This is a genomic window from Bradyrhizobium lablabi (genome assembly GCF_900141755.1).
Taxonomy (GTDB): domain Bacteria; phylum Pseudomonadota; class Alphaproteobacteria; order Rhizobiales; family Xanthobacteraceae; genus Bradyrhizobium; species Bradyrhizobium lablabi_A.
This window is the reverse complement of record NZ_LT670844.1, coordinates 4,910,049-4,930,339: the sequence shown is the minus strand read 5'-3', so window position 1 is coordinate 4,930,339 and position 20,291 is coordinate 4,910,049. Positions and strand designations below refer to the sequence as shown.

Annotated in this window: 21 protein-coding genes and 1 pseudogene; 6 read left to right on the top strand and 16 right to left on the bottom strand. The window is 62.5% G+C overall.

The genetic code is table 11. From position 1 onward, the window contains the following. Positions 1-28: 28 nt before the first annotated feature. The 9 genes from B5526_RS22915 to coxB form a co-directional block, all read right to left on the bottom strand. Entirely contained in the window at positions 29-607 is a 579-nt protein-coding gene (locus B5526_RS22915; RefSeq protein ID WP_079541886.1) for a cysteine hydrolase family protein, read from the bottom strand. A gap of 103 nt (positions 608-710) precedes the next feature. Next, entirely contained in the window at positions 711-1,466 is a 756-nt protein-coding gene (locus B5526_RS22910) for an SURF1 family protein (protein ID WP_079541884.1), read from the bottom strand. Continuing rightward, positions 1,463-1,852: a DUF983 domain-containing protein gene (locus B5526_RS22905; protein ID WP_079541882.1), complete on the bottom strand. Its 390-nt coding sequence runs from the start codon at positions 1,850-1,852 to the stop codon at positions 1,463-1,465. Before B5526_RS22905 ends, B5526_RS22910 begins: the two co-directional genes overlap by 4 nt. A 295-nt stretch (positions 1,853-2,147) precedes the next feature. Beyond that, a complete protein-coding gene (locus B5526_RS22895; RefSeq protein WP_079541878.1) occupies positions 2,148-3,005 on the bottom strand; it encodes a cytochrome c oxidase subunit 3 in 858 nt (285 codons plus the stop codon). Positions 3,006-3,114: 109 nt separating this feature from the next. Next, positions 3,115-3,738, bottom strand: coding sequence for a cytochrome c oxidase assembly protein (locus B5526_RS22890; RefSeq protein ID WP_079545206.1), 624 nt, complete (start codon positions 3,736-3,738; stop codon positions 3,115-3,117). Positions 3,739-3,766: 28 nt separating this feature from the next. Then, positions 3,767-3,931 (bottom strand): CoxF protein, encoded by a 165-nt coding sequence (locus B5526_RS22885; protein ID WP_079541876.1) that lies wholly within the window; start codon positions 3,929-3,931, stop codon positions 3,767-3,769. Positions 3,932-3,949: 18 nt separating this feature from the next. Next, complete coding sequence (locus tag B5526_RS22880) at positions 3,950-4,888, bottom strand: heme o synthase (RefSeq protein ID WP_079541874.1); 939 nt, start codon at positions 4,886-4,888, stop codon at positions 3,950-3,952. Positions 4,889-4,944: 56 nt separating this feature from the next. Then, positions 4,945-6,564 (bottom strand): cytochrome c oxidase subunit I, encoded by a 1,620-nt coding sequence (gene ctaD / locus B5526_RS22875; protein ID WP_079541872.1) that lies wholly within the window; start codon positions 6,562-6,564, stop codon positions 4,945-4,947. An 84-nt stretch (positions 6,565-6,648) separates the two neighbouring features. Next, entirely contained in the window at positions 6,649-7,488 is an 840-nt protein-coding gene (coxB, locus tag B5526_RS22870; RefSeq protein ID WP_079541869.1) for a cytochrome c oxidase subunit II, read from the bottom strand. A 488-nt stretch (positions 7,489-7,976) separates the two neighbouring features. On the opposite strand from coxB, the gene B5526_RS22865 reads away from it, so the two are divergent. Continuing rightward, positions 7,977-8,531, top strand: a complete 555-nt coding sequence (locus B5526_RS22865) for an invasion associated locus B family protein (protein WP_079545205.1) — start codon at positions 7,977-7,979, stop codon at positions 8,529-8,531. Between the two features lie 156 nt (positions 8,532-8,687). Here B5526_RS22865 and B5526_RS39085 read toward each other — a convergent pair. Together B5526_RS39085 and B5526_RS22855 are read right to left on the bottom strand one after the other, a co-directional pair. Then, positions 8,688-8,876, bottom strand: a pseudogene (locus B5526_RS39085) (DUF5615 family PIN-like protein); the annotation flags it as partial. Further along, positions 8,873-9,097: a DUF433 domain-containing protein gene (locus B5526_RS22855; RefSeq protein WP_079541867.1), complete on the bottom strand. Its 225-nt coding sequence runs from the start codon at positions 9,095-9,097 to the stop codon at positions 8,873-8,875. The pseudogene B5526_RS39085 and the gene B5526_RS22855, both read right to left, overlap by 4 nt. A gap of 338 nt (positions 9,098-9,435) precedes the next feature. Here B5526_RS22855 and tldD point away from each other — a divergent pair, with 338 nt between their 5' ends. From tldD to B5526_RS22835, 4 genes are all read left to right on the top strand, one after another. Beyond that, positions 9,436-10,854, top strand: a complete 1,419-nt coding sequence (gene tldD / locus B5526_RS22850) for a metalloprotease TldD (RefSeq protein WP_079541864.1) — start codon at positions 9,436-9,438, stop codon at positions 10,852-10,854. Then, the gene (lepB, locus tag B5526_RS22845) at positions 10,854-11,627 is read left to right on the top strand and encodes a signal peptidase I (protein ID WP_079541861.1); all 774 of its coding nucleotides are present in this window, start codon (positions 10,854-10,856) and stop codon (positions 11,625-11,627) included. The genes tldD and lepB overlap by 1 nt, the downstream gene beginning before the upstream one ends. A 119-nt stretch (positions 11,628-11,746) precedes the next feature. Beyond that, entirely contained in the window at positions 11,747-12,079 is a 333-nt protein-coding gene (locus B5526_RS22840; protein WP_079541859.1) for an MmcQ/YjbR family DNA-binding protein, read from the top strand. Between the two features lie 188 nt (positions 12,080-12,267). Continuing rightward, a complete protein-coding gene (locus tag B5526_RS22835; RefSeq protein WP_079541857.1) occupies positions 12,268-12,840 on the top strand; it encodes a nucleotidyltransferase family protein in 573 nt (190 codons plus the stop codon). A 149-nt stretch (positions 12,841-12,989) separates the two neighbouring features. On the opposite strand, the gene B5526_RS22830 is transcribed toward B5526_RS22835, so the two are convergent. The 3 genes from B5526_RS22830 to B5526_RS22820 all read right to left on the bottom strand — a co-directional run bounded on the left by B5526_RS22830 (position 12,990) and on the right by B5526_RS22820 (position 15,637). Further along, positions 12,990-13,544 (bottom strand): PAN domain-containing protein, encoded by a 555-nt coding sequence (locus B5526_RS22830; protein WP_079541855.1) that lies wholly within the window; start codon positions 13,542-13,544, stop codon positions 12,990-12,992. A gap of 137 nt (positions 13,545-13,681) precedes the next feature. Beyond that, positions 13,682-15,052, bottom strand: coding sequence for a glutamate--cysteine ligase (locus B5526_RS22825; protein ID WP_079541853.1), 1,371 nt, complete (start codon positions 15,050-15,052; stop codon positions 13,682-13,684). Between the two features lie 96 nt (positions 15,053-15,148). Continuing rightward, positions 15,149-15,637, bottom strand: coding sequence for a MarR family winged helix-turn-helix transcriptional regulator (locus B5526_RS22820; protein ID WP_079541851.1), 489 nt, complete (start codon positions 15,635-15,637; stop codon positions 15,149-15,151). Positions 15,638-15,874: 237 nt separating this feature from the next. On the opposite strand from B5526_RS22820, the gene gstA reads away from it, so the two are divergent. Next, positions 15,875-16,489 carry a glutathione transferase GstA gene (gstA, locus tag B5526_RS22815; RefSeq protein ID WP_079541849.1) on the top strand — a complete coding sequence of 205 codons (615 nt, stop codon included), beginning with the start codon at positions 15,875-15,877 and terminating at the stop codon, positions 16,487-16,489. A gap of 232 nt (positions 16,490-16,721) precedes the next feature. On the opposite strand, the gene B5526_RS22810 is transcribed toward gstA, so the two are convergent. Both B5526_RS22810 and B5526_RS22805 read right to left on the bottom strand, forming a co-directional pair. Further along, positions 16,722-18,935 (bottom strand): 3-hydroxyacyl-CoA dehydrogenase NAD-binding domain-containing protein, encoded by a 2,214-nt coding sequence (locus B5526_RS22810; protein ID WP_079541846.1) that lies wholly within the window; start codon positions 18,933-18,935, stop codon positions 16,722-16,724. Between the two features lie 124 nt (positions 18,936-19,059). Beyond that, positions 19,060-20,268, bottom strand: coding sequence for an acetyl-CoA C-acetyltransferase (locus B5526_RS22805; RefSeq protein ID WP_079545204.1), 1,209 nt, complete (start codon positions 20,266-20,268; stop codon positions 19,060-19,062). Positions 20,269-20,291: the final 23 nt, after the last annotated feature.

The following is a 20,291-nucleotide window of genomic DNA, read 5'->3' as shown; positions in this document are numbered from 1 at the left end:
CCACGCCTCGCAGGCGCGGTGAATCACCCTATGCGTCGCGCAGCGCCGTGATGGCCTCGGCTGCCGACACGATGCGGGCGAACTCGCCGTTGAGATTGGCGAGCGTCATGGCGTGGATCTCTTCGGCCGAATGGGCGTCGCCATCGGGTCCGATCCGGTCGAACGTCCAGGTCGCGTCGCGCACCAATCTCGCGTCAAATCCGAGATTGCCGGCCATCCGGGTGGTGGTTTCCACGCAGTGGTTCGTCGTCGCGCCGCAGATCACCAGCGTCTTGATGCCGGCCGCGCGCAGCCGGGCTTCCAGATCGGTGCCGATGAAAGCGCTGTTCACTTGTTTGACGATCACGGGCTCTCCCGCGAGCTCGCGCGCTTCGTCCTTGACGGGATAGCCGGTCCCATCCGGAAGGAAGGAGGAATTCGGATGTGTGCCTTGATGGCGAATGTGAAAGACCGGCGCGCCGCACGCCCTGAATGCGTTCAGGAGATCGACGATCCGGGCAACGGCCTGCGGATTGTTTCGCCGCCTGCTCGCCGCCTCCCATTGATCGAACGCGCGCTGGACGTCGACGACAATCAGGGCCGGGCGCGAGGTCGGACTATGGCTCATGGTTCGATCTCCCGGAGACTAATCCTTGGCACGCGGACATGCACCGACATGCCACGATGAGGGCGAGGCCGGAAATGGCGTTCTTCCCTCGTTTCCCGACACTTCATCTGCGCGCCTGCCCTCTCGCCCACACCCCGAACGCAATCACCACGGCCGCGGCAAGCGTAAACCAGGTGATGGCGTATTGCATGTGGTCGTCCTTGAGGTGGACTTCGAGCGGGCCGGGTTTTGGAATGCCGTTCGCAGGCACCGGCTGCTCCAGATCGATGTAGAACGGCGCGACGTCTTGCCAGTTGAGCGCGCGCGCCATGGCCAGATGATCGCGGGTGAACCACAGCCGTTTTGCCGGATTTTCCGATGGCGTGAGCATGCCCCCTGCTTCCGGGAAGCGGAGGTAGCCGGTCAGCATCACCGGCTGATGGGTGATCAACCGCGTTACCGCGCGATCCTCGACCGCGCGGTCCTGCATCGTGTTGGGCACGAAGCCGGTGTTGATCACAACGGTCGCGCCGTTTTCCAATCGCGCGGGCAGGAAGGCCCAGGTGCCGGGACCGGAAATGTCCTCGCGCACGCTCGAACCGGAGCTATAGACCATGGCGTCCGCAAGCGGTTCGTAGGTCGCGGCAAAGCTGACGCGGCGGAATTCGTCTTTGGCCGGCGTCAGCGCGGTCCATTCAGACGGCGTCGGCAGCGGCGCGGGCGCGGCGGCGAGCCGTTCGGTCAGGGCCGCGATCAGCGCGTGCTTCTCGACCCGGCGTTGCAACTGCCACACGCCGAGGCCGATGAACACCATCAGCATCACCGACGTAAAAATGGCAAAACCGGCGACGTTGCGCCGTCGCGCCTCGATCCCGGTCATTTCCGCTCGCGGTCGATCAGCCGGCCTTCGGCGGCCTTGTGATGGAACTGCAGCGCAATCAAAAGCGACTTCATCGAGCGCAGCGGCAACAGCGTGGTCACAAGGATCAGCGGCAGCCACAGCACCGCATGCAGCCAGAACGGCGGCTGGTACTTTACTTCCACGATCAGCGCGCAGGCGACGACGATGGCGCCGGCAATCATGATGATGAAGACCGCGGGCCCGTCGCCGGTATCGATGAAGGCATAGTCGAGCCCGCAGGCTTCGCATTTCGGCCGCAGGGTCAGAAAGCCTGCATAGAGCTTGCCCCGGCCGCAGCGCGGACATTTGCAGGCAAGTCCGCGTAGCGCGCTCTCGGTGACGGTGGGCAGGGTCTGGTCAGGCATGCTCGTTCCTTTCCCTCTCCCCTTGTGGGAGAGGGTGCCTTCGCCAACGGGTCGGCGCGAAGCGCCGCCCGATGATAAACTCCGCGAAGGCGGGTGAGGGGTCTCTCTCCGCGGATGCAGACCCCTCATCCCGCGCGGACTTTGCATAGCCGATGCGAAGCATCGGCGTCCTATTGAAGGACGGCGGCCAAAGGCCGCCTATGGCCACCTTCTCCCACAGGGGGAGAAGGGAAGAAAGAAGAGAAACAAAATGGGCGGCCCTTTCGGCCGCCCCTTGTAGCACAGTGGATCGATATCAATGCGCGCCGTGGGCCATGGTTTCGGCGCCGTGGCCCCAGACATAGATGGAGATGAACAGGAACAGCCACACCACGTCGACGAAATGCCAGTACCAGGCGGCGAATTCGAAGCCGAGATGCTGGGTCGGGGTGAAATGGCCGGCATAGGCGCGCGCCAGGCACACGATCAGGAAGATGGTGCCGACCAGCACGTGGAAACCGTGGAACCCGGTCGCCATGAAGAAGGTCGCGCCATAGATGTTGCCGGCGAAGGAGAACGCCGCGTGGCTGTATTCATAGGCCTGCACGCAAGTGAAGGTGGCGCCCAAAATGATCGTCAGGATCAAGCCGTATTTCAGGCCCCGCCGGTCGTTTTCCAGGAGCGCGTGGTGCGCCCAGGTCACCGTGGTGCCCGAGGTCAAAAGCAACAGCGTATTCAAGAGCGGCAGATGCCAGGGATCGAAGGTCTCGATGCCCTTGGGCGGCCAGACGCCGCCGAACAGCGCCTCGCGGGTGGCGTGAACCGGATCGGCCGGAAACAGCGCCGAGTTGAAGAAGGCCCAGAACCAGGCGACGAAGAACATCACCTCGGAGGCGATGAACAGGATCATGCCGTAGCGATGGCTGATCTGCACCACACGGGTGTGGTCGCCCTTGTACTGCGCCTCACGGATCACGTCCGTCCACCAGCTCGCCATGGTGTAGAGCACGCCGATGACGCCGATGCCGAAGACGATCGGCGCAGCCGCCGTCATGTGGTGCATCCACAGGATCGCACCCACCGCCATGATGAAGGCCGAGATCGATCCGACGATCGGCCACGGACTGGGATCGACGAGGTGGTAGTCGTGATGCTTGACTTGCGCCGTAGCCATTTTAAGTCTCTCCGTTAGCGGTGCCCTGCCATTCGGCACGCATTCGTCTCAAAAATCAATCCTGTCCCCAAATTCGCACTGACCATCGCGATGGACCAGCACACGACGGTCAAAGGGCCCCCTTGCGTTTGTCCGGCTCGCTCGCGGCCACAGGCTTTGGCGCGGGATCGCGCACGGGATAGAACGTATAGGACAGCGTGATGGTGTTCAGCCCGTCATTGTCGCTGTCCTTGACCAGCTCAGGATCGACATAGAACACCACCGCCATCTCGCGCTTCTCGCCCGCTGCCATGGTCTGTTCGGTGAAGCAGAAGCAGTTGAGCTTTTGGAAATACGCGCCGACCGTCAGCGGCGCCACATTATAGGCGGCCTGCCCGGTCGTGGTCCGCGCCGATTGGTTGGTCACGGTGTAATACACGGTGACGACCTGGCCGATATTGACCTCGATCTCGGTCTGCTCGGGCTCGAATTTCCACGGCAGCCCGGGAGCGACATTGGAATCGAAGCGCACCGCGATTTTTCGCGAGAGCGGCGCGGAAGAAGGCGCCGAAGTTGCGACTTGCGTCGTGCCGTTGAAGCCGGTGGTGCGGCAGAACCAATTGTAAAACGGCACCGCCGCATAGGACGCGCCGACCATCAGCGCCACCACCGCGCCGCAGATCGCAGCCACCAGCACGTCGCGGGTCAGGCGCGGCGTGGTTGGCGTTGGCTTATTGGTCGGCTCCATGTCCATCATACGATTTCGATCATACTGGCTTCAATCAGAGCGGCCGGTTCAACACGGCCGGCCCTTTGACGATGGTGACCGCGAAAAACAACAGGACGAGGACGCCGAGCGCGAGCGCAATCGCGATCGAACGCTGGCGACGGCTTTTCTTTTGCGCCTCGGTGAGGACGATTCCATCTGGCCTATCTTTGTCGTCCATTGCGTCGCCATGCGCCCCCTACCAGACCAAGGGTGCGATGGCGCGGACCACGACCTCGATCAGCAAGGTCGCGAACAGCGCAAACAGATAAAAGATCGAGAACGCGAACAGCCTTCGCGTCGCGCGCAGCGCCGGCGTGCCTTCGCGGCGGCGGTAGACATTGACCGCGAGCGCCAGCATGAAGGCGCCGAGCACGAGCGAGGCCACGCCATAGACCGCATCGAAATAGCCGAGCGGCCAGGGGGCTGCCGCGACCGCGACCAGCACGACCGTATAGAGCAGGATCTGCAACCGCGTCGCATCGGGGCCGGCGACCACGGGCAGCATCGGCACACCCGCGCGCGCGTAATCGTCGCTGCGAAACAGCGCCAAGGCCCAGAAATGCGGCGGGGTCCAGAAGAAGATGATCAGGAACAATAACAGCGGCTCGACCGAAAGCGAACCGGTCGCCGCCGCCCACGCCACGACCGGCGGCAGCGCGCCGGCGGCGCCGCCGATCACGATGTTCTGGGCGGTCCAGCGCTTCAGCGCCATGGTGTAGATCACGACGTAGAAGAAGATCGTGAACGCCAGTAGCGCGCCCGCGATCCAGTTGACCAGGATGCCGAGCGTCATCACCGCGAAGAAAGCCAGCGTCAGGCCGAACGTCATCGCTTCCGGCGGGGTGATGCGGCCGCGCGGGATCGGCCGGTTGGCGGTGCGCGTCATCTTGGCGTCAATGTCGCCCTCGAGCGCCATGTTCAGCGCGCCCGAAGCGCCGGCGCCGACCGCGATACACAGCAGCGAGGTGAAGGCGAGCACCGGGTGGAAATGGCCCGGCGCGATCACGAGGCCAACCAGCGCCGTGAAAATCACCAGCGACATCACCCGCGGCTTCAGCAGCGCGACATAGTCAGCGACATCGGCCTCGGAAATCCGCGGCGACAATTCGATGGCGTTGTGATCGACAACCGACAAGATGGTCTCACTTATCTAAAAAGAGCCGCGGCGCCGTCCGGCGCCGCGTTTCTCGATTACTGTACCCGCGGCAGCACTTCGAACTGATGGAACGGCGGCGGCGACGACAGCGTCCATTCCAGCGTGGTGGCGCCGGCGCCCCAGGGATTGTTGGCCGCCTGTTCCTTGCGCATGAACGCATCGATCAGGCCGTAGATGAAGATCAGGACGCCGAAGCCCGAAATGTAGGAGCCGATCGAGGACACCAGGTTCCAGCCAGCAAACGCGTCGGGATAGTCGACATAGCGCCGCGGCATGCCGGACAGGCCGAGGAAGTGCTGCGGGAAGAACACCAGGTTGACGCCGATGAAGGTGAACCAGAAGTGCAGCTTGCCGATGGTCTCGGAATACATGTAGCCGGACATTTTCGGGAACCAGTAGTACCAGCCGGCGAAGATCGCGAACACCGCGCCTAACGACAGCACGTAGTGGAAATGCGCGACCACGTAGTAGGTATCCTGCAGCACGCGGTCGACGCCGGCATTGGCCAGCACCACACCGGTAACGCCGCCGACGGTGAACAAAAAGATAAAACCGACCGCCCACAGCATCGGCGTCTTGAACTCGATCGAGCCGCCCCACATGGTGGCGATCCACGAGAAGATTTTTACGCCGGTCGGCACCGCAATGACCATGGTGGCGGCGACGAAATAGGCCTGCGTCGCCGACGACATCCCGACCGTGTACATGTGGTGCGCCCACACCACGAAGCCGATGCCTCCGATCGCGACCATCGCATAGGCCATGCCGAGATAGCCGAACACCGGCTTCTTCGAGAACGTCGAGACGATCTGGCTGACCATGCCGAAGCCGGGAAGGATCAGGATGTAGACTTCGGGGTGGCCGAAGAACCAGAACAGGTGCTGGAACAACACCGGGTCGCCGCCGCCTTCGGCGGAGAAGAAGGTGGTGCCGAAATTACGGTCCGTCAAAAGCATGGTGATGGCGCCGGCGAGCACCGGCAGCGACAACAGCAACAGGAATACCGTCACCAGGATCGACCACACGAACAGCGGCATCTTGTGCAGCGTCATGCCCGGCGCGCGCATGTTGAAGATCGTGGTGATGAAGTTGATGGCGCCGAGGATCGACGAGGCACCGGCCAGATGCAGCGCGAGGATGGCGAAATCGACCGCCGGTCCCGGATGGCCCGAGGTCGAGAGCGGCGCGTACATGGTCCAGCCCGCGCCGACGCCATTGGCGCCCGGTTCGCCCTCCATGAAGGAGGAGATCAGAAGCAGCGCGAAGGACGCCGGCAGCAGCCAGAACGAGATGTTGTTCATGCGCGGGAACGCCATGTCGGGGGCGCCGATCATCAGCGGCACGAACCAGTTGCCGAAGCCGCCGATCATCGCCGGCATCACCATGAAGAAGATCATGATCAGGCCGTGCGAGGTCACGAACACGTTGTAGGTATGGGTCTCGTGGAAGATCTGCACGCCCGGATACATCAATTCGGCGCGGATCGCGATCGACATCGCCGCCCCGATGACACCGGCGATGATCGCAAACACCAGGTACATCGTGCCGATGTCCTTGTGGTTGGTCGAATAGACGAAACGCCGCCATCCGGTCGGATGGTCGTGCGCGTGATCGTCATGTGCGTGATCGTCGTGCGTCGTTGCGGAAGTTGCCATTTTCAGATCCTGCCTTGCAGTCCTTGTCGGACCTCGCGGTCCCGTCGCCCTTGTCCCAAATTAGCGCGCCTTAAAGCTTTCGGCTTACTGCGCGGCTGCGCCCACCGAGGCGAACGAGTTCGCCGGGTTGGAGGCAAATTTCTTTTTCGCGGTCTCAACCCAGGCCGCGAATTCCTGATCGCTCACCACCCGCACGGCGATCGGCATGAAGGCGTGATCCTTGCCGCACAATTCAGAGCACTGGCCGTAGAACACCCCGGTCTTGGTGGCCTTGAACCAGGTTTCGTTGAGCCGGCCGGGGATGGCGTCGATCTTGATGCCGAACGCCGGCACCGCGAAGGAATGTATGACGTCCGCGCCGGTGGTCTGGACCACGACGATCTTGTTGACCGGCACCACCATCTCGTTGTCGACGCCGAGCAGCCGGGGCTGCTTGTCGCTGGCCATCAGCGAATCGAATTCGAACTTGCCGTTGTCGGGATAGGCATAACTCCAGTACCACTGCTTGCCGGTCGCCTTGATTGTCAGATCGGCCTTGGGAATGTCGAGCTCCAGGAACAGCAGCCGGAACGACGGCACGGCGATGCCAACCAGGATCAAAACCGGAATCAGCGTCCAGGCCACTTCGATCAGGGTGTTGTGGGTGGTCCGCGACGGGATCGGGTTGGCGCGGGCGTTGAACTTGACCACCACCGCGATCAGCAGTCCAAGAACGAACAGCGTGATGATGAAGATGAGCACGGTCAGGAAATTATGAAACCAGGTGATGTTGTCCATCACCGGCGAGGCCGATTGCTGCAGCCTGAATTCCCACGGCGCCGGCTGCCCCAATTCGGCTGACGCCGTCCCGCCGGCGACAAGCGCAACGCCCGCCACCGCCAATCCCAGCAACCGCCGGCCCATCTGGCCCTTCGACATCTTCATGCCGCCCGCGCTCCTTTGATAATACCCCAAGGCATTCCGCCGGATGGCTGGAAATGCCGCACGATCCGCCCCCTGACAAACGGCCTTGGGATGTACCTTGCGAGATACCTGGCCAGATCGCTAGAACGCCGAAATCCAGCCTCTCAAACCATAATTCTTGACCTATCGCAATGCAGTAGTAGGGCGCGGAGCAATGGGTCGCCGGCAATGATATGGCTGTCACATTTTCCCGTGAAATCAGGCAAAACCCTCCGTTTTGCCGATCGTGGCCGCTTGACAGGCGGATTGCCCGATGTAGGCACAGAAGAGGCGCTCCACAGGAACCTGATTCGCTTGTCTTGAGGAGCAGCCATCCCCGCGCAAGGGATTGCCCGGCGTAAGGTTTGCATTGAATTTGGCTGGAAGATCGCCTTCAAGGCGCCGTCATTGCTATATCAATGCAGTGTTCTAAAGCGACAGCTGCAGTGAATATCAAAGGATCGACCCCGATGGGGCCTTGGAAATACTGGCCGAGAAGCATTGCCCGCAATCCATTTGCCGTCGGTTTCAGCCGCTTGGTCGGCGGCGCGCTCGTCGTCGTATTGTTGTTCGGCCTGACGGAATCGGCCCACGCCCAGGGCGCGGTACGCTCGGTCCATGGCGACTGGCAAATCCGCTGCGACACCCCGCCCGGCGCGCAGGCCGAGCAATGCGCCCTGATTCAGAGCGTGGTAGCGGAAGACCGCTCCAATGCGGGACTTACCGTCATCGTGCTGAAAACCGCCGACCAGAAGAGCAAGCTGATGCGGGTGGTGGCGCCGCTCGGCGTGCTGCTGCCCTCGGGGCTCGGCCTGAAACTCGATAATGTCGATGTCGGCCGCGCGGGTTTTGTCAGATGCCTGCCCAACGGCTGCGTCGCCGAAGTGGTGATGGACGACAAGCTGCTCGGCCAGCTGCGCAGCGCCAAGACCGCGACTTTCATCATTTTCGAGACCCCCGAAGAGGGGATCGGCTTTCCGCTCAGCCTGAACGGGCTCGGCGAGGGGTATGACAAACTGCCGTGAGGCACGGCGCCAAGCTAATAAATCTCGAGGCATGTTGCGTCGTCGTCGTTTCCGAAAGCCACGATGAGTTCGGCGTGACGCCGTATCAGCGTCGAAATAGTCGTTGTCGATTGGTTTCCGGCGTAACCAGATCACTTTGGGCGGCGAGCGCAGCAAGGCCGCCATTTCCGCGAAATCGACGTCCTGAGACACGATCGTGAAGCCATTTGCCATCGCGTAATCCCATAGAACCCGATCGCCAACTTCCGATAACCCCAAAAGCCGAACGTGATTCGATTCCGGGAAAAGATCAGCGATAGCTTGGCATAGCTTGAAACTGAGATTTTGGTCGAACAACAGCTTCATGTCGAAGCGGTGATAAGTCGCCTCTCGCGGTCGGCAGCATACGCAAGGCAAGCCCGGATGTCGTCCTCGGTCAGTTCGGGGAAGTCCTGAAGTATTTGCGCATGGGTCTGGCCGGCGGCGAGCCAACCAAGCACGTCCGCGACCGCAATCCGCATATGACGGATGCAAGCACGACCGCCACGCTTGCCTGGCTCGATGGAAATGATGTCCTGATAGTTCATGGCTGGATGTTTAGCATCATTCCGGGCCCGGCGCAGCAGCGTTTCCCGCGCGCTTCTACGGCCACAGGGACTTCCCGCTCAGCTTGAACTGGTTCAGCAAGGGGTATGACAGGTTGCCCTGAGGCATTGTGCCCCGGGTGAACCCTTGGCAGGCCCTCCCCTTTTCCCGCGATCGTGCCTATCTTTCTCCCGTCGTCCCCGCGAAAGCAGGGACCCATAACCACAGGTTACCGTGTTGTAAGATGAGCTCTCGGCGAGTCTCTGCTTAACTCACTGAATCCTGTGGTTATGGGTCCCTGCGTTCGCAGGGACGACGGAACACCTGCATTGGAGCCCTCATGACCCCCACAACCTCGCTTCTCGACCGCGCCAATCTCGACCGCGATTCCGTGCGTCATCAGGTGGCCCGCGGGCTGACCGGCGCCGACGACGGCGAGTTGTTCCTCGAATACAGCCAGACCGAAGCGCTGATGTTCGACAATGGCCGGCTCAAACAGGCGACCTACGACACCTCGCAGGGTTTTGGGCTGCGCGCGGTGAAGGACGACGCGGTCGGCTATGCGCATTCCTCCGATGTCTCGCTGCCGGCCTTGATCCGGGCCGCGGATGCGGTGGCAGCGGTGCGCGGCGGCTATAGCGGGAATTTTGCGCCGGCGCCCGCGCACACCAATGTGCGGCTCTATAGCGACGAAAATCCGCTGGACGCGCCGGGCTTCGAGAGCAAGGTAAAACTGCTCGGCGAGATCGACGCCTACATCCGCGACAAGGACCCGCGGGTGCGGCAGGTCACCGTTAGCCTGGGCGCCACCTGGCAGGTGGTGGAAATCATGCGCCCCGACGGCGAGACCTATCGCGACATCCGCCCGCTGGTGCGCGTCAATATTTCGGTGGTCGCCGGCCAAGGCGACCGGCAGGAAAGCGGCAGCAAGGGCTATGGCGGCCGCGAGGGCTATGCGCGCTTCATCGACACCAAGGCCTGGCGCGAGGCCGCCGACGGCGCGATCCGCGAGGCGCTGGTCAATCTCGAATCGGTGCCGGCGCCCGCCGGCGAAATGGATGTCGTGCTGGGCGCCGGCTGGCCCGGCGTGATGCTGCATGAGGCGGTCGGCCATGGGCTCGAGGGCGATTTCAACCGCAAGCAGACGTCGGCCTTCGCAGGGTTGATGGGCCAGCAGGTCGCGGCCAAGGGCGTCACCGTGGTCGACGACGGCACCATGGCCTCGCGTCGCGGCTCGTTGTCGATCGACGACGAGGGCACGCCGACCAACCGCACCGTGCTGATCGAGGACGGCGTCCTGGTCGGCTACATGCAGGACCGCCAGAACGCCCGGTTGATGAACATGAAGCCGACCGGCAACGGCCGCCGGCAGGGTTATGCCCATGTGCCGATGCCGCGCATGACCAACACCTATATGCTCGCGGGCGGACGCGATCCGGCGGAAATCCTCGCTTCGGTAAAGAACGGCATCTATGCCGCGAATTTCGGCGGCGGCCAGGTCGACATCACCTCGGGCAAATATGTGTTCCAGTGCACCGAGGCCTACAAGATCGAGAACGGCAAGGTCGGCGCGCCCTTGAAGGGCGCGATGCTGATCGGCAACGGGCCGACCGACCTGCATCGCATCACCATGATCGGCAACGATCTCGCGCTCGATACCGGCATCGGCACCTGCGGCAAGAACGGCCAGGGCGTGCCGGTCGGCGTCGGCCAGCCGACGCTGCGGATGGAACGGATTACTGTTGGAGGCACCGGCTGATGAGCAGCATCGAAAAGCAACCTGTCGCCGCGAAGGCCTCGACCTGGCGCGGCCAGCTGGTCCAGCTGTGCGCGATCGTGCTGGCGGTTTTCGTCGCCAAGGGCGCGCTCGCCGAGCCGTTTTATGTGCCGTCCGGCTCGATGGAGCCGACGCTTCTGATCGGCGATGCGCTGTTGGCGTCGAAATATCCCTACGGCTACGGCACCGCCTCGCTGCCGATCCAGATCAACCTGCCGGAAACCGGACGCGTGTTCGGCGAACCGCCGAAACTTGGCGACGTCGTGGTGTTCCGCTGGCCGGGCGACCGGTCGCAAGCCTGGGTCAAGCGCGTCGTTGGGCTGCCCGGCGACCGCGTCCAGATGCGGCAAGGCCAGCTCTTCATCAATGACCATGCCGCGTCGCTGAAGGCGGACGGCATCGGGGAAGCCGAAGACGACAATGGCGGCGTTGAACCGGCGTATCGCTATATCGAGACCCTGCCGAACGGCGTCAGCCACGCGATTTTCAAATTGCGCGACAATGGAAGGCTCGACAACACGGCTGAGGTGACGGTGCCGCCGGACCATTTGTTCGTGATGGGCGACAACCGCGACAATTCCGCCGACAGCCGCGTTCCGCTGCGCCAGGGCGGCGTCGGGCTATTGCCGATGGACAATCTGGTCGGCCGCGCCGACGCCGTGGTCGGGTCCTGGGATCTCGGCATCCGCAGCCAGCCGGTCTGGACCTGGCTGTCCGGTTTCCGCGTCGCGCGGTTCTTTACCTCGGTGCATTAAACGCAACCCTCATGGTGAGGAGGCGCTCTTGCGCCGTCTCGAACCATGAGGCCCGTGGCCTATCCTTCGAGACGCATCGCTTCGCGATGCTCCTCAGGATGAGGGGGAAAAGCTCAGCCATGACCTTCGACGACGTGCGGAAGATCGCGCTTTCCTGGCCGGAGGTCGAGGACGGCACCTCCTACGGCACGCCGGCCCTAAAAGTCCGTAAGAAAATGCTGGCGCGGCTCAAGGAAGACGGCGACAGCCTGGTGATGCCGGGCGTGCCCCAGGATGAGCGCGACATGCTGGTGGAAAGCCAGCCGAAGGCGTTTTACTTCACCGACCACTACAAGGATTATCCGATCGTGCTGATCCGCCTGTCGAAGGCGAACCGCGCGACCGTCGAGCCGTTGCTGCGCCGGCAATGGCGGGCGCTGGCGTCGAAGAAGGCGGTTGGGGCGGCGGAATAATAGCATCCGTCATTGCGAGCCAACGGGTCGCGCGAACGCGCGCCCGATGACAGGCTCCGCGACTTGTCCGCCGTAGCTCGAAGAGCGAAGGCGGAAGCAATCCAGCTTTAGCGCCGGGAAAACGAAAGCTGGATTGCTTCGTCGCAAACGCTCCTCGCAATGACGGTGAGGAAGTCTTCGCGGTGGCCATGAACAGAGACCAATTCCTCGCCGCGGTCATTCGCAACCCCGTCAACGAAATCATCGCGGATGAATTGTTCCGCCTCGCGCTGCCGGATGCGTGGCTCGTGTCGGGATGCCTGGTGCAGACCGTGTGGAATGTGCAGACACAACGCGCGGTCGATTACGGCATCGCCGATTACGACATTTTCTATTTCGATCCCGATACCTCCTGGGAAGCCGAGGACGAAGTGATCCGGCAAGTGCAGGGCCGACTTGCAAAACTCGGCGTCCCGATCGAGGTGCGCAATCAGGCGCGGGTCCATCTCTGGTATCCGCAAAAGCATGACCTGCCCTATCCGGCGCTGCGATCCTCGACGCAGGGCATCGACCGCTTCCTGACCACGAACACGCAAGTTGGAATCCGCCGCACGCAGGACGGTTTTGATGTTTACGCGCCGCATGGATTCGACGACATCGCCGCCATGATCGTGCGGCCCAATCCCGGGCCGAACTTTTCGGCGGCGAATTATGCGGCGAAGGCGAAGCGCTGGAAGTCGCTGTGGCCGGAGATTACGGTCGTGGAGGCCAACACGGCATGACGTCAACCCCGTCATTGCGAGCGAAGCGAAGCAATCCAGCTTTCATCCGGGGAGTGAAAGCTGGATTGCTTCTTCGCGGAGCCTGTCATCGGGCGCGCGTTCGCGCGACCCGTTGGCTCCTCGCAATGACGGTGTATACAATCGTGCACTTACCTCACCACCCCCGAAATAAACCCCGCCTTGCGACGCGGCGGTTTTATCTCCTTCTTCAAAAAGCAATGCGCTTCCTTGCCGACATATCCCGGGCGCGCGTAGGTCCAGGCCCGGCACTTGTTGTCCTCGGTGCAGGCGGCCTTGCAGACTTCCTCGCCCTCGCTGCCCTTGAGCCAGAAATTCCGGTAGTCGCCGCCGAACCGGTCGATCGAAACTTCCTCAGACCCGGTACGCGGCTCGACGACGCCGGCGCCGCGCACGCCTGAGACGCAGCAATTGTCCTGGACGCGCGCGGGCACGCTGTTCTTCAGCCAGCACACCGCCCCGATGGTGCTGTCGGTCGGGTAGTTGAAACTCCAGGCCCGGCAATGGCGGTCGCGCTCGCACATCAAGGCGCAATCGGCCGGATCGCCGGAGGGGACCGGCGAACTCTGATAGTCGCTTCCCGGCCGATCGAAATTGGCCTGGGCATGCGCCGGGCGCACGGCGATAGCGGCCGCCAGGACAGCTGATAGCACCAAACACGCCCTGAGCCGGCGGCCTCCCCACATTCGCTATTGCTTTCAACTAATTAGACGCGCCCGGCGTTCGCGTCTGCCATTTGATCGCCGCGAACCTGTACGGTGGATGAACGGCGTCAGTGCCGGATCGAAGGCCGCCTTTGGCAAAAGCCGTTCAATGGACTGATCTAGAACGCGTATTCATCATAGGCCGGTTCCACCGAACCGTGCCAAGGGCCGTTGAACTTTTCCAGCATCTCCTCGGCGGGCGTGCGCCCGCTGTCGATAATGCGCTCCAGCGGCTCGAGATGCCGGGTCTCGTCACGGCCGGCATGATCGACCCGGCCGCGCCGGCGCAAGCCGGAATAGGACAGCGCCAGGCACTCCTTGGCGATCTCGAACAGATAGCGATCCCGCACCCTGGACTTGAAGCCGAGGCGCGGCACGTCATCGCGCAACGCCTGGCGCTCATGCGCGTTCCAGTGTTTGACGATCTGCCATGCGGCATCGAGGCTCAGATCGTCATAGAGCAGGCCGACCCAGAACGCCGGCAGCGCCGGCAGCCGGCCCCACGGCACGCCGTCGGCGCCGCGCATTTCCAGATAACGCTTCAGCCGCACCTCGGGGAAAATCGTCGAGAGATGATTGGCCCAGTCCGACAGCGTCGGCCGCTCGCCGGGAAACGCCGGATGTCGGCCGGCGAAGAAATCGCGGAACGACGACCCGGCGACGTCGATATAGGTTTCGCCGCGCTTGACGAAATACATCGGCACGTCGAGCGCATAGTCGACCCAGCGCTCGAACCCCATGCCGTCCTCGAACGCCCATGGAATCATCCCCGATCGCGCGCTGTCGGTCTCGCGCCAGATCTCGGAGCGGAACGACAGAAAGCCGTTGGGCCGGCCTTCCGTGAACGGCGAATTGGCAAACAAAGCGGTCGCGACCGGCTGCAGCGCCACCGAGACCCGCAGTTTCTTGACCATGTCGGCTTCGCAGGAGAAGTCGAGATTGGTCTGCACGGTGCAGGTCCGGTACATCATGTCGAGGCCGTATTGGCCGACCTTCGGCATGTAACTGGTCATGATCTTGTAGCGGCCCTTGGGCATCACCGGGATCTGCGACCGCGTCCAAGACGGCGTCATGCCGAGCCCGAGAAAGCCGATGCCGAGGGGTTCTGCGATCTCGCGCACCTGCGCTAAGTGCGCCATCAGTTCCGACTGGGTCTGGTGCACGGTCTCGACCGGCGCGCCGGATAATTCGAACTGTCCTCCCGGCTCCAGCGAAATCGCGCCGCCGCCGGTGACGTCGTAGAGCCCGATGATGTTGCCGCGCTCCATGATCGGCTCCCAGCCGAGCAGCAGCTGCATGCCTTCGAGCAGCGCGCCGATGCCGCGCGCGCCTTCGTAAGGCACCGGTTGATGGCCGGACAGCGTGAACGGCGTCTTTTCGTGTTCGGTGCCGATCCGGAACTCGGAAGGCGGCTTGACGCCCGCTTCCAGCCACGCCACCAACTCGTTGCGCGATTGCAGCGGCGTCATATCGATCTGGTCACGCGCCATGAAAATTCCGGATGAAGGGCGCTTCGACCGAACGCGCGCGGTGACGGGGGCATCCCTGGACCATCAGGTCCGGGGATGCAGTGGGCAAAAGCAATATCATCGTGCGGGCGCGCCGTCTCTTGCGGCTGCCATTTGCGCCTCGCCGCACGAGCAGCCCAGCCGGTCGAGCAGACCGCAGAGCTTTATAGCATCCGCATCGGACAGTTTCGAGCCGACATGCTTTTCGATCGCGGCCGAATAGGCGTTCCACATCTTCTTCTGCAATTCGCGCCCGGCTTCCGTGATCTCGACGAACTGGCCGCGCTTGTCGATCTTGCATTCGCGCCGCGCGGCGAGGCCCTCGTCGACCAGCCGGTCGATCAGCCGCGAGGTCGAATATTGCGGGATCAGCATCTGCTTTTCCAGCTCCACCGGGCGCATCTCTCCGGTCGGCGCGCGCGAAAGCTCCAGCAGCGCGTCGTACCAGGCCAGCGGCGGGAAACCGGCTTTCTTCAGCTCCTGCTCGACGGCGTCCAGCACCCGGCTCTGGACCCGCATCAGGCGAATCCAGGCGGCGGTCGCCTCGGTCGATGGTTTGCGTTTCATGGTCTGGCCTATAGATGTCACCGGTCAGTCTACCGCACTAAATGCAGCTGCATCAATCTTGACTCTTTCATGCAGATGCATTTAGTCATTTAATGGCGTTTTCAAGCGAGGTAGGTACCGGTTCGCGTGAAGAAAACGCGTCAAAATGCGAATTTAGAGCCCGGTCGGTTCTGACCCGATCAGCCCCGACGAGGCTCTAGCTCCCATACCCAATAATCCAAGGGAAGGAAAATTCCGATGAAACTGTATTATTCGCCGGGAGCCTGCTCGCTCTCCCCCCACATCGCGCTGCTGGAAGCAGGTCTGCCCTACGACCTGGTCAAGGTCGATCTCAAGGCCAAGAAGCTCGAGAACGGCGACGACTACCTGAAGGTCAATCCCAAGGGCCAGGTGCCAGCGCTCGCCCTCGACAGCGGCGAATTGGTGACCGAAGGCCCGGTCATCGTGCAGATGATCGCCGACAAGGCGGCCTCCAAGAACCTCGCACCCGCCCGCGACAGCGCCGAGCGCTACAAGCTGCTGGAGTGGCTGAACTTCATCACCTCGGAAGTGCACAAGAATTTCGGCCCGCTGTTCTCGCCGGTGCTGGCGGACGACGCCAAGGCCTTTTTCAAGGACCGGGTGATGGGCAAGTTCAAATATATCGACAGCCAGCTTGCCGGCCGGGATTATCTGATGGGCAAGCAGTTCACCGTCGCCGACGGCTATCTGTTCACGATGCTGGCCTGGGCCGACCGGATGAAATTTGACCTGTCGGCAATGCCGAACCTGCTGGCCTACAAGACCCGCGTCGGCGCGCGCCCGATGGTCCAGGAAGCGCTGACCAAGGAAGGCCTGATGAAGGCGGCGTGAGTTTTCTTGACGGTTGATGAGAAAAGGCCGGATCGACGATCCGGCTTTTTTTGTTGTCGTGTATTCTTCTCCCCCTCCCGCGCTTGCGGGGGAGGGCCGGGGTGGGGGCGTTGCCGCATAGCGGATGCTGGAATTCGCGGAGAGAGCCCCCACCCGCCGCGCTTCGCGCGTCGGCCTCCCCCGCACGCGGGAGAGGCGAAGAGATCGGCGCATGGGGGCTCGCGCGAATTTTTTACGCCGCCAGCTTCTTCGGCGGGAAGCGGCCGTAAAACGTCTCGCCCTTGGCCGCCATCTCTTCCAACAATTTCGGCGGAGTGAAGCGCGAGCCGTATTTGGCTTCCAGTCTGTGGCACAGCGCGACAAAATTCTTGGTGCCCATGAAGTCGATATAGGACAGCGTGCCGCCGGTGAACGGGGCAAAACCAAAACCGAGAATCGAGCCGACATCGGCTTCGCGCATATCGGTGATGACGTGATCCTCCACTGTGCGCGCGGCTTCCACCGCCTGCACGACGAGAAAGCGCTGCTTCAATTCTTCGACGTCGAGCGTATCGGGATCGAGATGTTTTGGCTGCAGCCCGCCCAATTCCGACCACAGGCTCTTCTGGCCTTTGCCCTTTTCCGGATAATCGTAAAAGCCCTTGCCGTTCTTGCGGCCGAAACGGCCCTGCTTCTCGACCATCTCGACCAGAAGTTTCTTCTGGGCCTGGTCGATGGCGTTGGCGCCGAGATCGGCCTCTGTGGCCTTCATGATCTTCAGTACGAGATCGAGCGCGACCTCATCGGACAGCGACAACGGCCCGACCGGCATGCCCGCCATCTTGGCGGTATTCTCGATCATCGCCGGCGGCACGCCTTCCATCAGCATTTCCAGGCCCTCGGCGGTAAAACGAAGCACGCAGCGGTTGGCGAAGAAGCCGCGGGAATCATTGACCACGATCGGGGTCTTGCCGATCACGCGCACGTAGTCGAGCGCGGTCGCGAGCGCGACATCGCCGGTGTTCTTGCCGACGATGATCTCCACCAGCATCATCTTCTCGACCGGCGAGAAAAAGTGAATGCCGATGAACTTGCCCTGGTCCTTGAATTCCTCGGCCAGCGAATTGATCGGCAAGGTCGAGGTGTTGGAGGCAAAGATCGCATCACTCTTCAAGAGCGGCTGCGCCTTGGCGTAGGTTTCCGCCTTTACTTTTCGATCCTCGAACACGGCTTCGATGATGAGATCGCAATCCTTCAGCGCGTTGTAGTCAGCGGTCGCGGTGATCTTCGACAGGATTGCATCGCTATCGCTTTCCTTCGCGCGGCCCTTCTTGATCAGATCGTCGATCACGGCCTTGGCGTGGCCCTTGCCCTTGTCGGCGCTCTCCTGATCGCGGTCGATCAGGACCACGTCGATGCCGGCGCGCGCCGAGACATAGCCGACGCTGGCGCCCATGAAGCCGGCGCCGATCACCGCGAGTTTTTTCACTTTGGTCGGCGGCACGTTTTGCGGACGCCGCGCGCCCTTGTTCAATTCCTGCATCGACAGGAACAGGCTGCGGATCATTGCCGCCGCTTCCTTGGAGCGCAGGATTTGCGTGAAATAGCGCGACTCCACCCGCAACGCGGCATCGATCGGTAACTGCAGGCCTTCGTAAACGCACTGCATGATCGCGCGCGCCGCCGGATAATTATCAAACGTTTCGCGGCGGAAGATCGCGTTGCCGGCCGGGAACATCATCATGCCGGCCTTCGAATAGACCGGGCCTCCCGGCAGCCTGAATTCCTTGGTGTCCCAGGGCGCGACAGCCGTGCCGCCGCCCTTGATCCAGTCTTTTGCCGATTTGATGAGATCGGAAGCGGGGACGATGGCGTCGATCAGTTTTAGGGCCTTGGCCTTGGCGAGATTGACCGCCTCGCCCTTTAGGAGCATCTGCATCGCATCCTGCGGCGGCACGATGCGCGGCACGCGCTGGGTGCCGCCGGCGCCGGGGAACAGGCCGACTTTTACCTCGGGCAGGCCGAGACGCGTCTTCGGATTGTCGGCGGCAACGCGGTAATGGCAGGACAGCGTGAGCTCAAAGGCGCCGCCGAGCGCGAGCCCGTTGATCGCGGCCGCCCAAGGTTTTCCGCTAGTTTCGATGGATCGAAACACCAGCGAGGACTTTCTGCTTTCATCGAACAGCATCTGGTTGGCTGCGACCTCGCCCTTGGCTTTCAAGAGGTCGGTATATCGGCGGTTCATGCCCTCCAGCATCGAGAGGTCAGCACCGGCGGAGAACGCCTCCTTGCCCGAGGTGACGACGACGCCCTTGACGGCAGCGTCGGCGGAAGTTTGCTTCACGATTTCCTCAAGCTCGGTGATCGTGGTCTCATCCAGCACATTCATCGAACGGCCGGGAATGTCCCAGGTGACGAGCGCAATGCCGTCGGCGTCGGTCTCGATCTTGAAATTCTTGAAGGCCATTTGGTGCTCCCAATTCGATCACTGCGTAGGGTGGGCAAAGGCGCACTTTGCGCCGTGCCCACCATCTATCGGCTTGTTATCTGGAATGGTGGGCACGCTTCCGCTTTGCCCACCCTACGGTCGCTTAGACTCTTTCGATGATCGTCGCGGTGCCCATGCCGCCGCCGATGCACAGCGTGACCAAAGCGGTCGATTTGTTGGTGCGCTCGAGCTCATCGAGCACGGTCCCCAAGATCATCGCCCCCGTTGCGCCGAGCGGATGGCCGAGCGCGATCGCGCCGCCATTGACGTTGATCTTGGCGGGGTCGATGTCGAAAGCCTGCATGTAGCGCAGCACCACCGAAGCGAAGGCCTCGTTCAATTCAAACAGGTCGATGTCGGATTTCTTCATGCCGGAGCGTTCGAACAGCTTTTCGGTCACGTCGACCGGGCCGGTCAGCATCATCGCGGGCTCGGAGCCGATATTGGTAAAGGCGCGGATTTTCGCCCGCGGCTTCAGGCCGTGCTTGCTACCCGCCTCCTTGCTGCCGAGCAGGACCGCGCCGGCGCCGTCGACGATGCCTGAGGAATTGCCGGCGTGATGCACATAGTTGATGCGCTCGATTTCCGGGTGCGACTGGATCGCCACCGCGTCAAAACCGCCCATCTGACCCATGGTCACGAATGAAGGCTGAAGCGACGCCAGCGACTGCATCGTCGTGGTCGGGCGCATATGCTCGTCCTTGGCGAGGATGGTGAGGCCGTTGACGTCCTTCACCGGCACCACCGAATTCTTGAAGCGCCCCTCGTCCCAGGCTTTTCCGGCGCGTTGCTGGCTCTGCACCGCATAGGCGTCGACATCGTCGCGCGAAAACCCGTATTTAGTCGCAATCAAATCAGCGGAGACGCCCTGCGGCATGAAGTAAGCAGGCACCGCAATGGAAGGGTCCATCGGCCAGGCGCCGCCGGAGGCGCCGATGCCGACGCGGCTCATCGATTCGGCGCCGCCGCCAATGGTAAGCTCATGCTGGCCGCTCATGATTTGGGCCGCGGCGAAATTCACGGCATCGAGGCCCGAAGCGCAGAAGCGACTGATCTGAACGCCGGGGACGGCTTCGCCGAGACCGGCCTTGATCGCCGCGAAGCGCGCGATGTCGGAGCCGGCCTCGCCGACCGGATCGACCACGCCGAGCACGACGTCGTCAACGACGTCTTCCTTCAAATTGTTGCGCTCTTTAAGCGCCTTCAGCGGCACGGTGGCGAGCGCCAGCGCGGTCACCTCGTGCAGCGCGCCATCTTGCTTGCCGCGGCCGCGCGGCGTGCGAACGTGATCGTAGATATAGGCTTCGGGCATCTTAGGTCTCCTGATGGCCATCG

Coding starts and splice junctions, on each gene's coding strand:
- B5526_RS22855 (WP_079541867.1), bottom strand. CDS start 9,097: ATGAACTATCAGGACATCATTTCCATCGAGCCAGGCAAGCGTGGCGGT.
- B5526_RS22910 (WP_079541884.1), bottom strand. CDS start 1,466: ATGACCGGGATCGAGGCGCGACGGCGCAACGTCGCCGGTTTTGCCATT.
- B5526_RS22825 (WP_079541853.1), bottom strand. CDS start 15,052: ATGGCGCGTGACCAGATCGATATGACGCCGCTGCAATCGCGCAACGAG.
- B5526_RS22830 (WP_079541855.1), bottom strand. CDS start 13,544: ATGTGGGGAGGCCGCCGGCTCAGGGCGTGTTTGGTGCTATCAGCTGTC.
- ctaD (WP_079541872.1), bottom strand. CDS start 6,564: ATGGCAACTTCCGCAACGACGCACGACGATCACGCACATGACGATCAC.
- B5526_RS22895 (WP_079541878.1), bottom strand. CDS start 3,005: ATGGCTACGGCGCAAGTCAAGCATCACGACTACCACCTCGTCGATCCC.
- B5526_RS22915 (WP_079541886.1), bottom strand. CDS start 607: ATGAGCCATAGTCCGACCTCGCGCCCGGCCCTGATTGTCGTCGACGTC.
- B5526_RS22905 (WP_079541882.1), bottom strand. CDS start 1,852: ATGCCTGACCAGACCCTGCCCACCGTCACCGAGAGCGCGCTACGCGGA.
- B5526_RS22885 (WP_079541876.1), bottom strand. CDS start 3,931: ATGGACGACAAAGATAGGCCAGATGGAATCGTCCTCACCGAGGCGCAA.
- coxB (WP_079541869.1), bottom strand. CDS start 7,488: ATGAAGATGTCGAAGGGCCAGATGGGCCGGCGGTTGCTGGGATTGGCG.
- lepB (WP_079541861.1), top strand. CDS start 10,854: ATGAGCAGCATCGAAAAGCAACCTGTCGCCGCGAAGGCCTCGACCTGG.
- B5526_RS22865 (WP_079545205.1), top strand. CDS start 7,977: ATGGGGCCTTGGAAATACTGGCCGAGAAGCATTGCCCGCAATCCATTT.
- B5526_RS22805 (WP_079545204.1), bottom strand. CDS start 20,268: ATGCCCGAAGCCTATATCTACGATCACGTTCGCACGCCGCGCGGCCGC.
- B5526_RS22835 (WP_079541857.1), top strand. CDS start 12,268: ATGAACAGAGACCAATTCCTCGCCGCGGTCATTCGCAACCCCGTCAAC.
- B5526_RS22840 (WP_079541859.1), top strand. CDS start 11,747: ATGACCTTCGACGACGTGCGGAAGATCGCGCTTTCCTGGCCGGAGGTC.
- B5526_RS22820 (WP_079541851.1), bottom strand. CDS start 15,637: ATGAAACGCAAACCATCGACCGAGGCGACCGCCGCCTGGATTCGCCTG.
- gstA (WP_079541849.1), top strand. CDS start 15,875: ATGAAACTGTATTATTCGCCGGGAGCCTGCTCGCTCTCCCCCCACATC.
- B5526_RS22890 (WP_079545206.1), bottom strand. CDS start 3,738: ATGGACATGGAGCCGACCAATAAGCCAACGCCAACCACGCCGCGCCTG.
- tldD (WP_079541864.1), top strand. CDS start 9,436: ATGACCCCCACAACCTCGCTTCTCGACCGCGCCAATCTCGACCGCGAT.
- B5526_RS22810 (WP_079541846.1), bottom strand. CDS start 18,935: ATGGCCTTCAAGAATTTCAAGATCGAGACCGACGCCGACGGCATTGCG.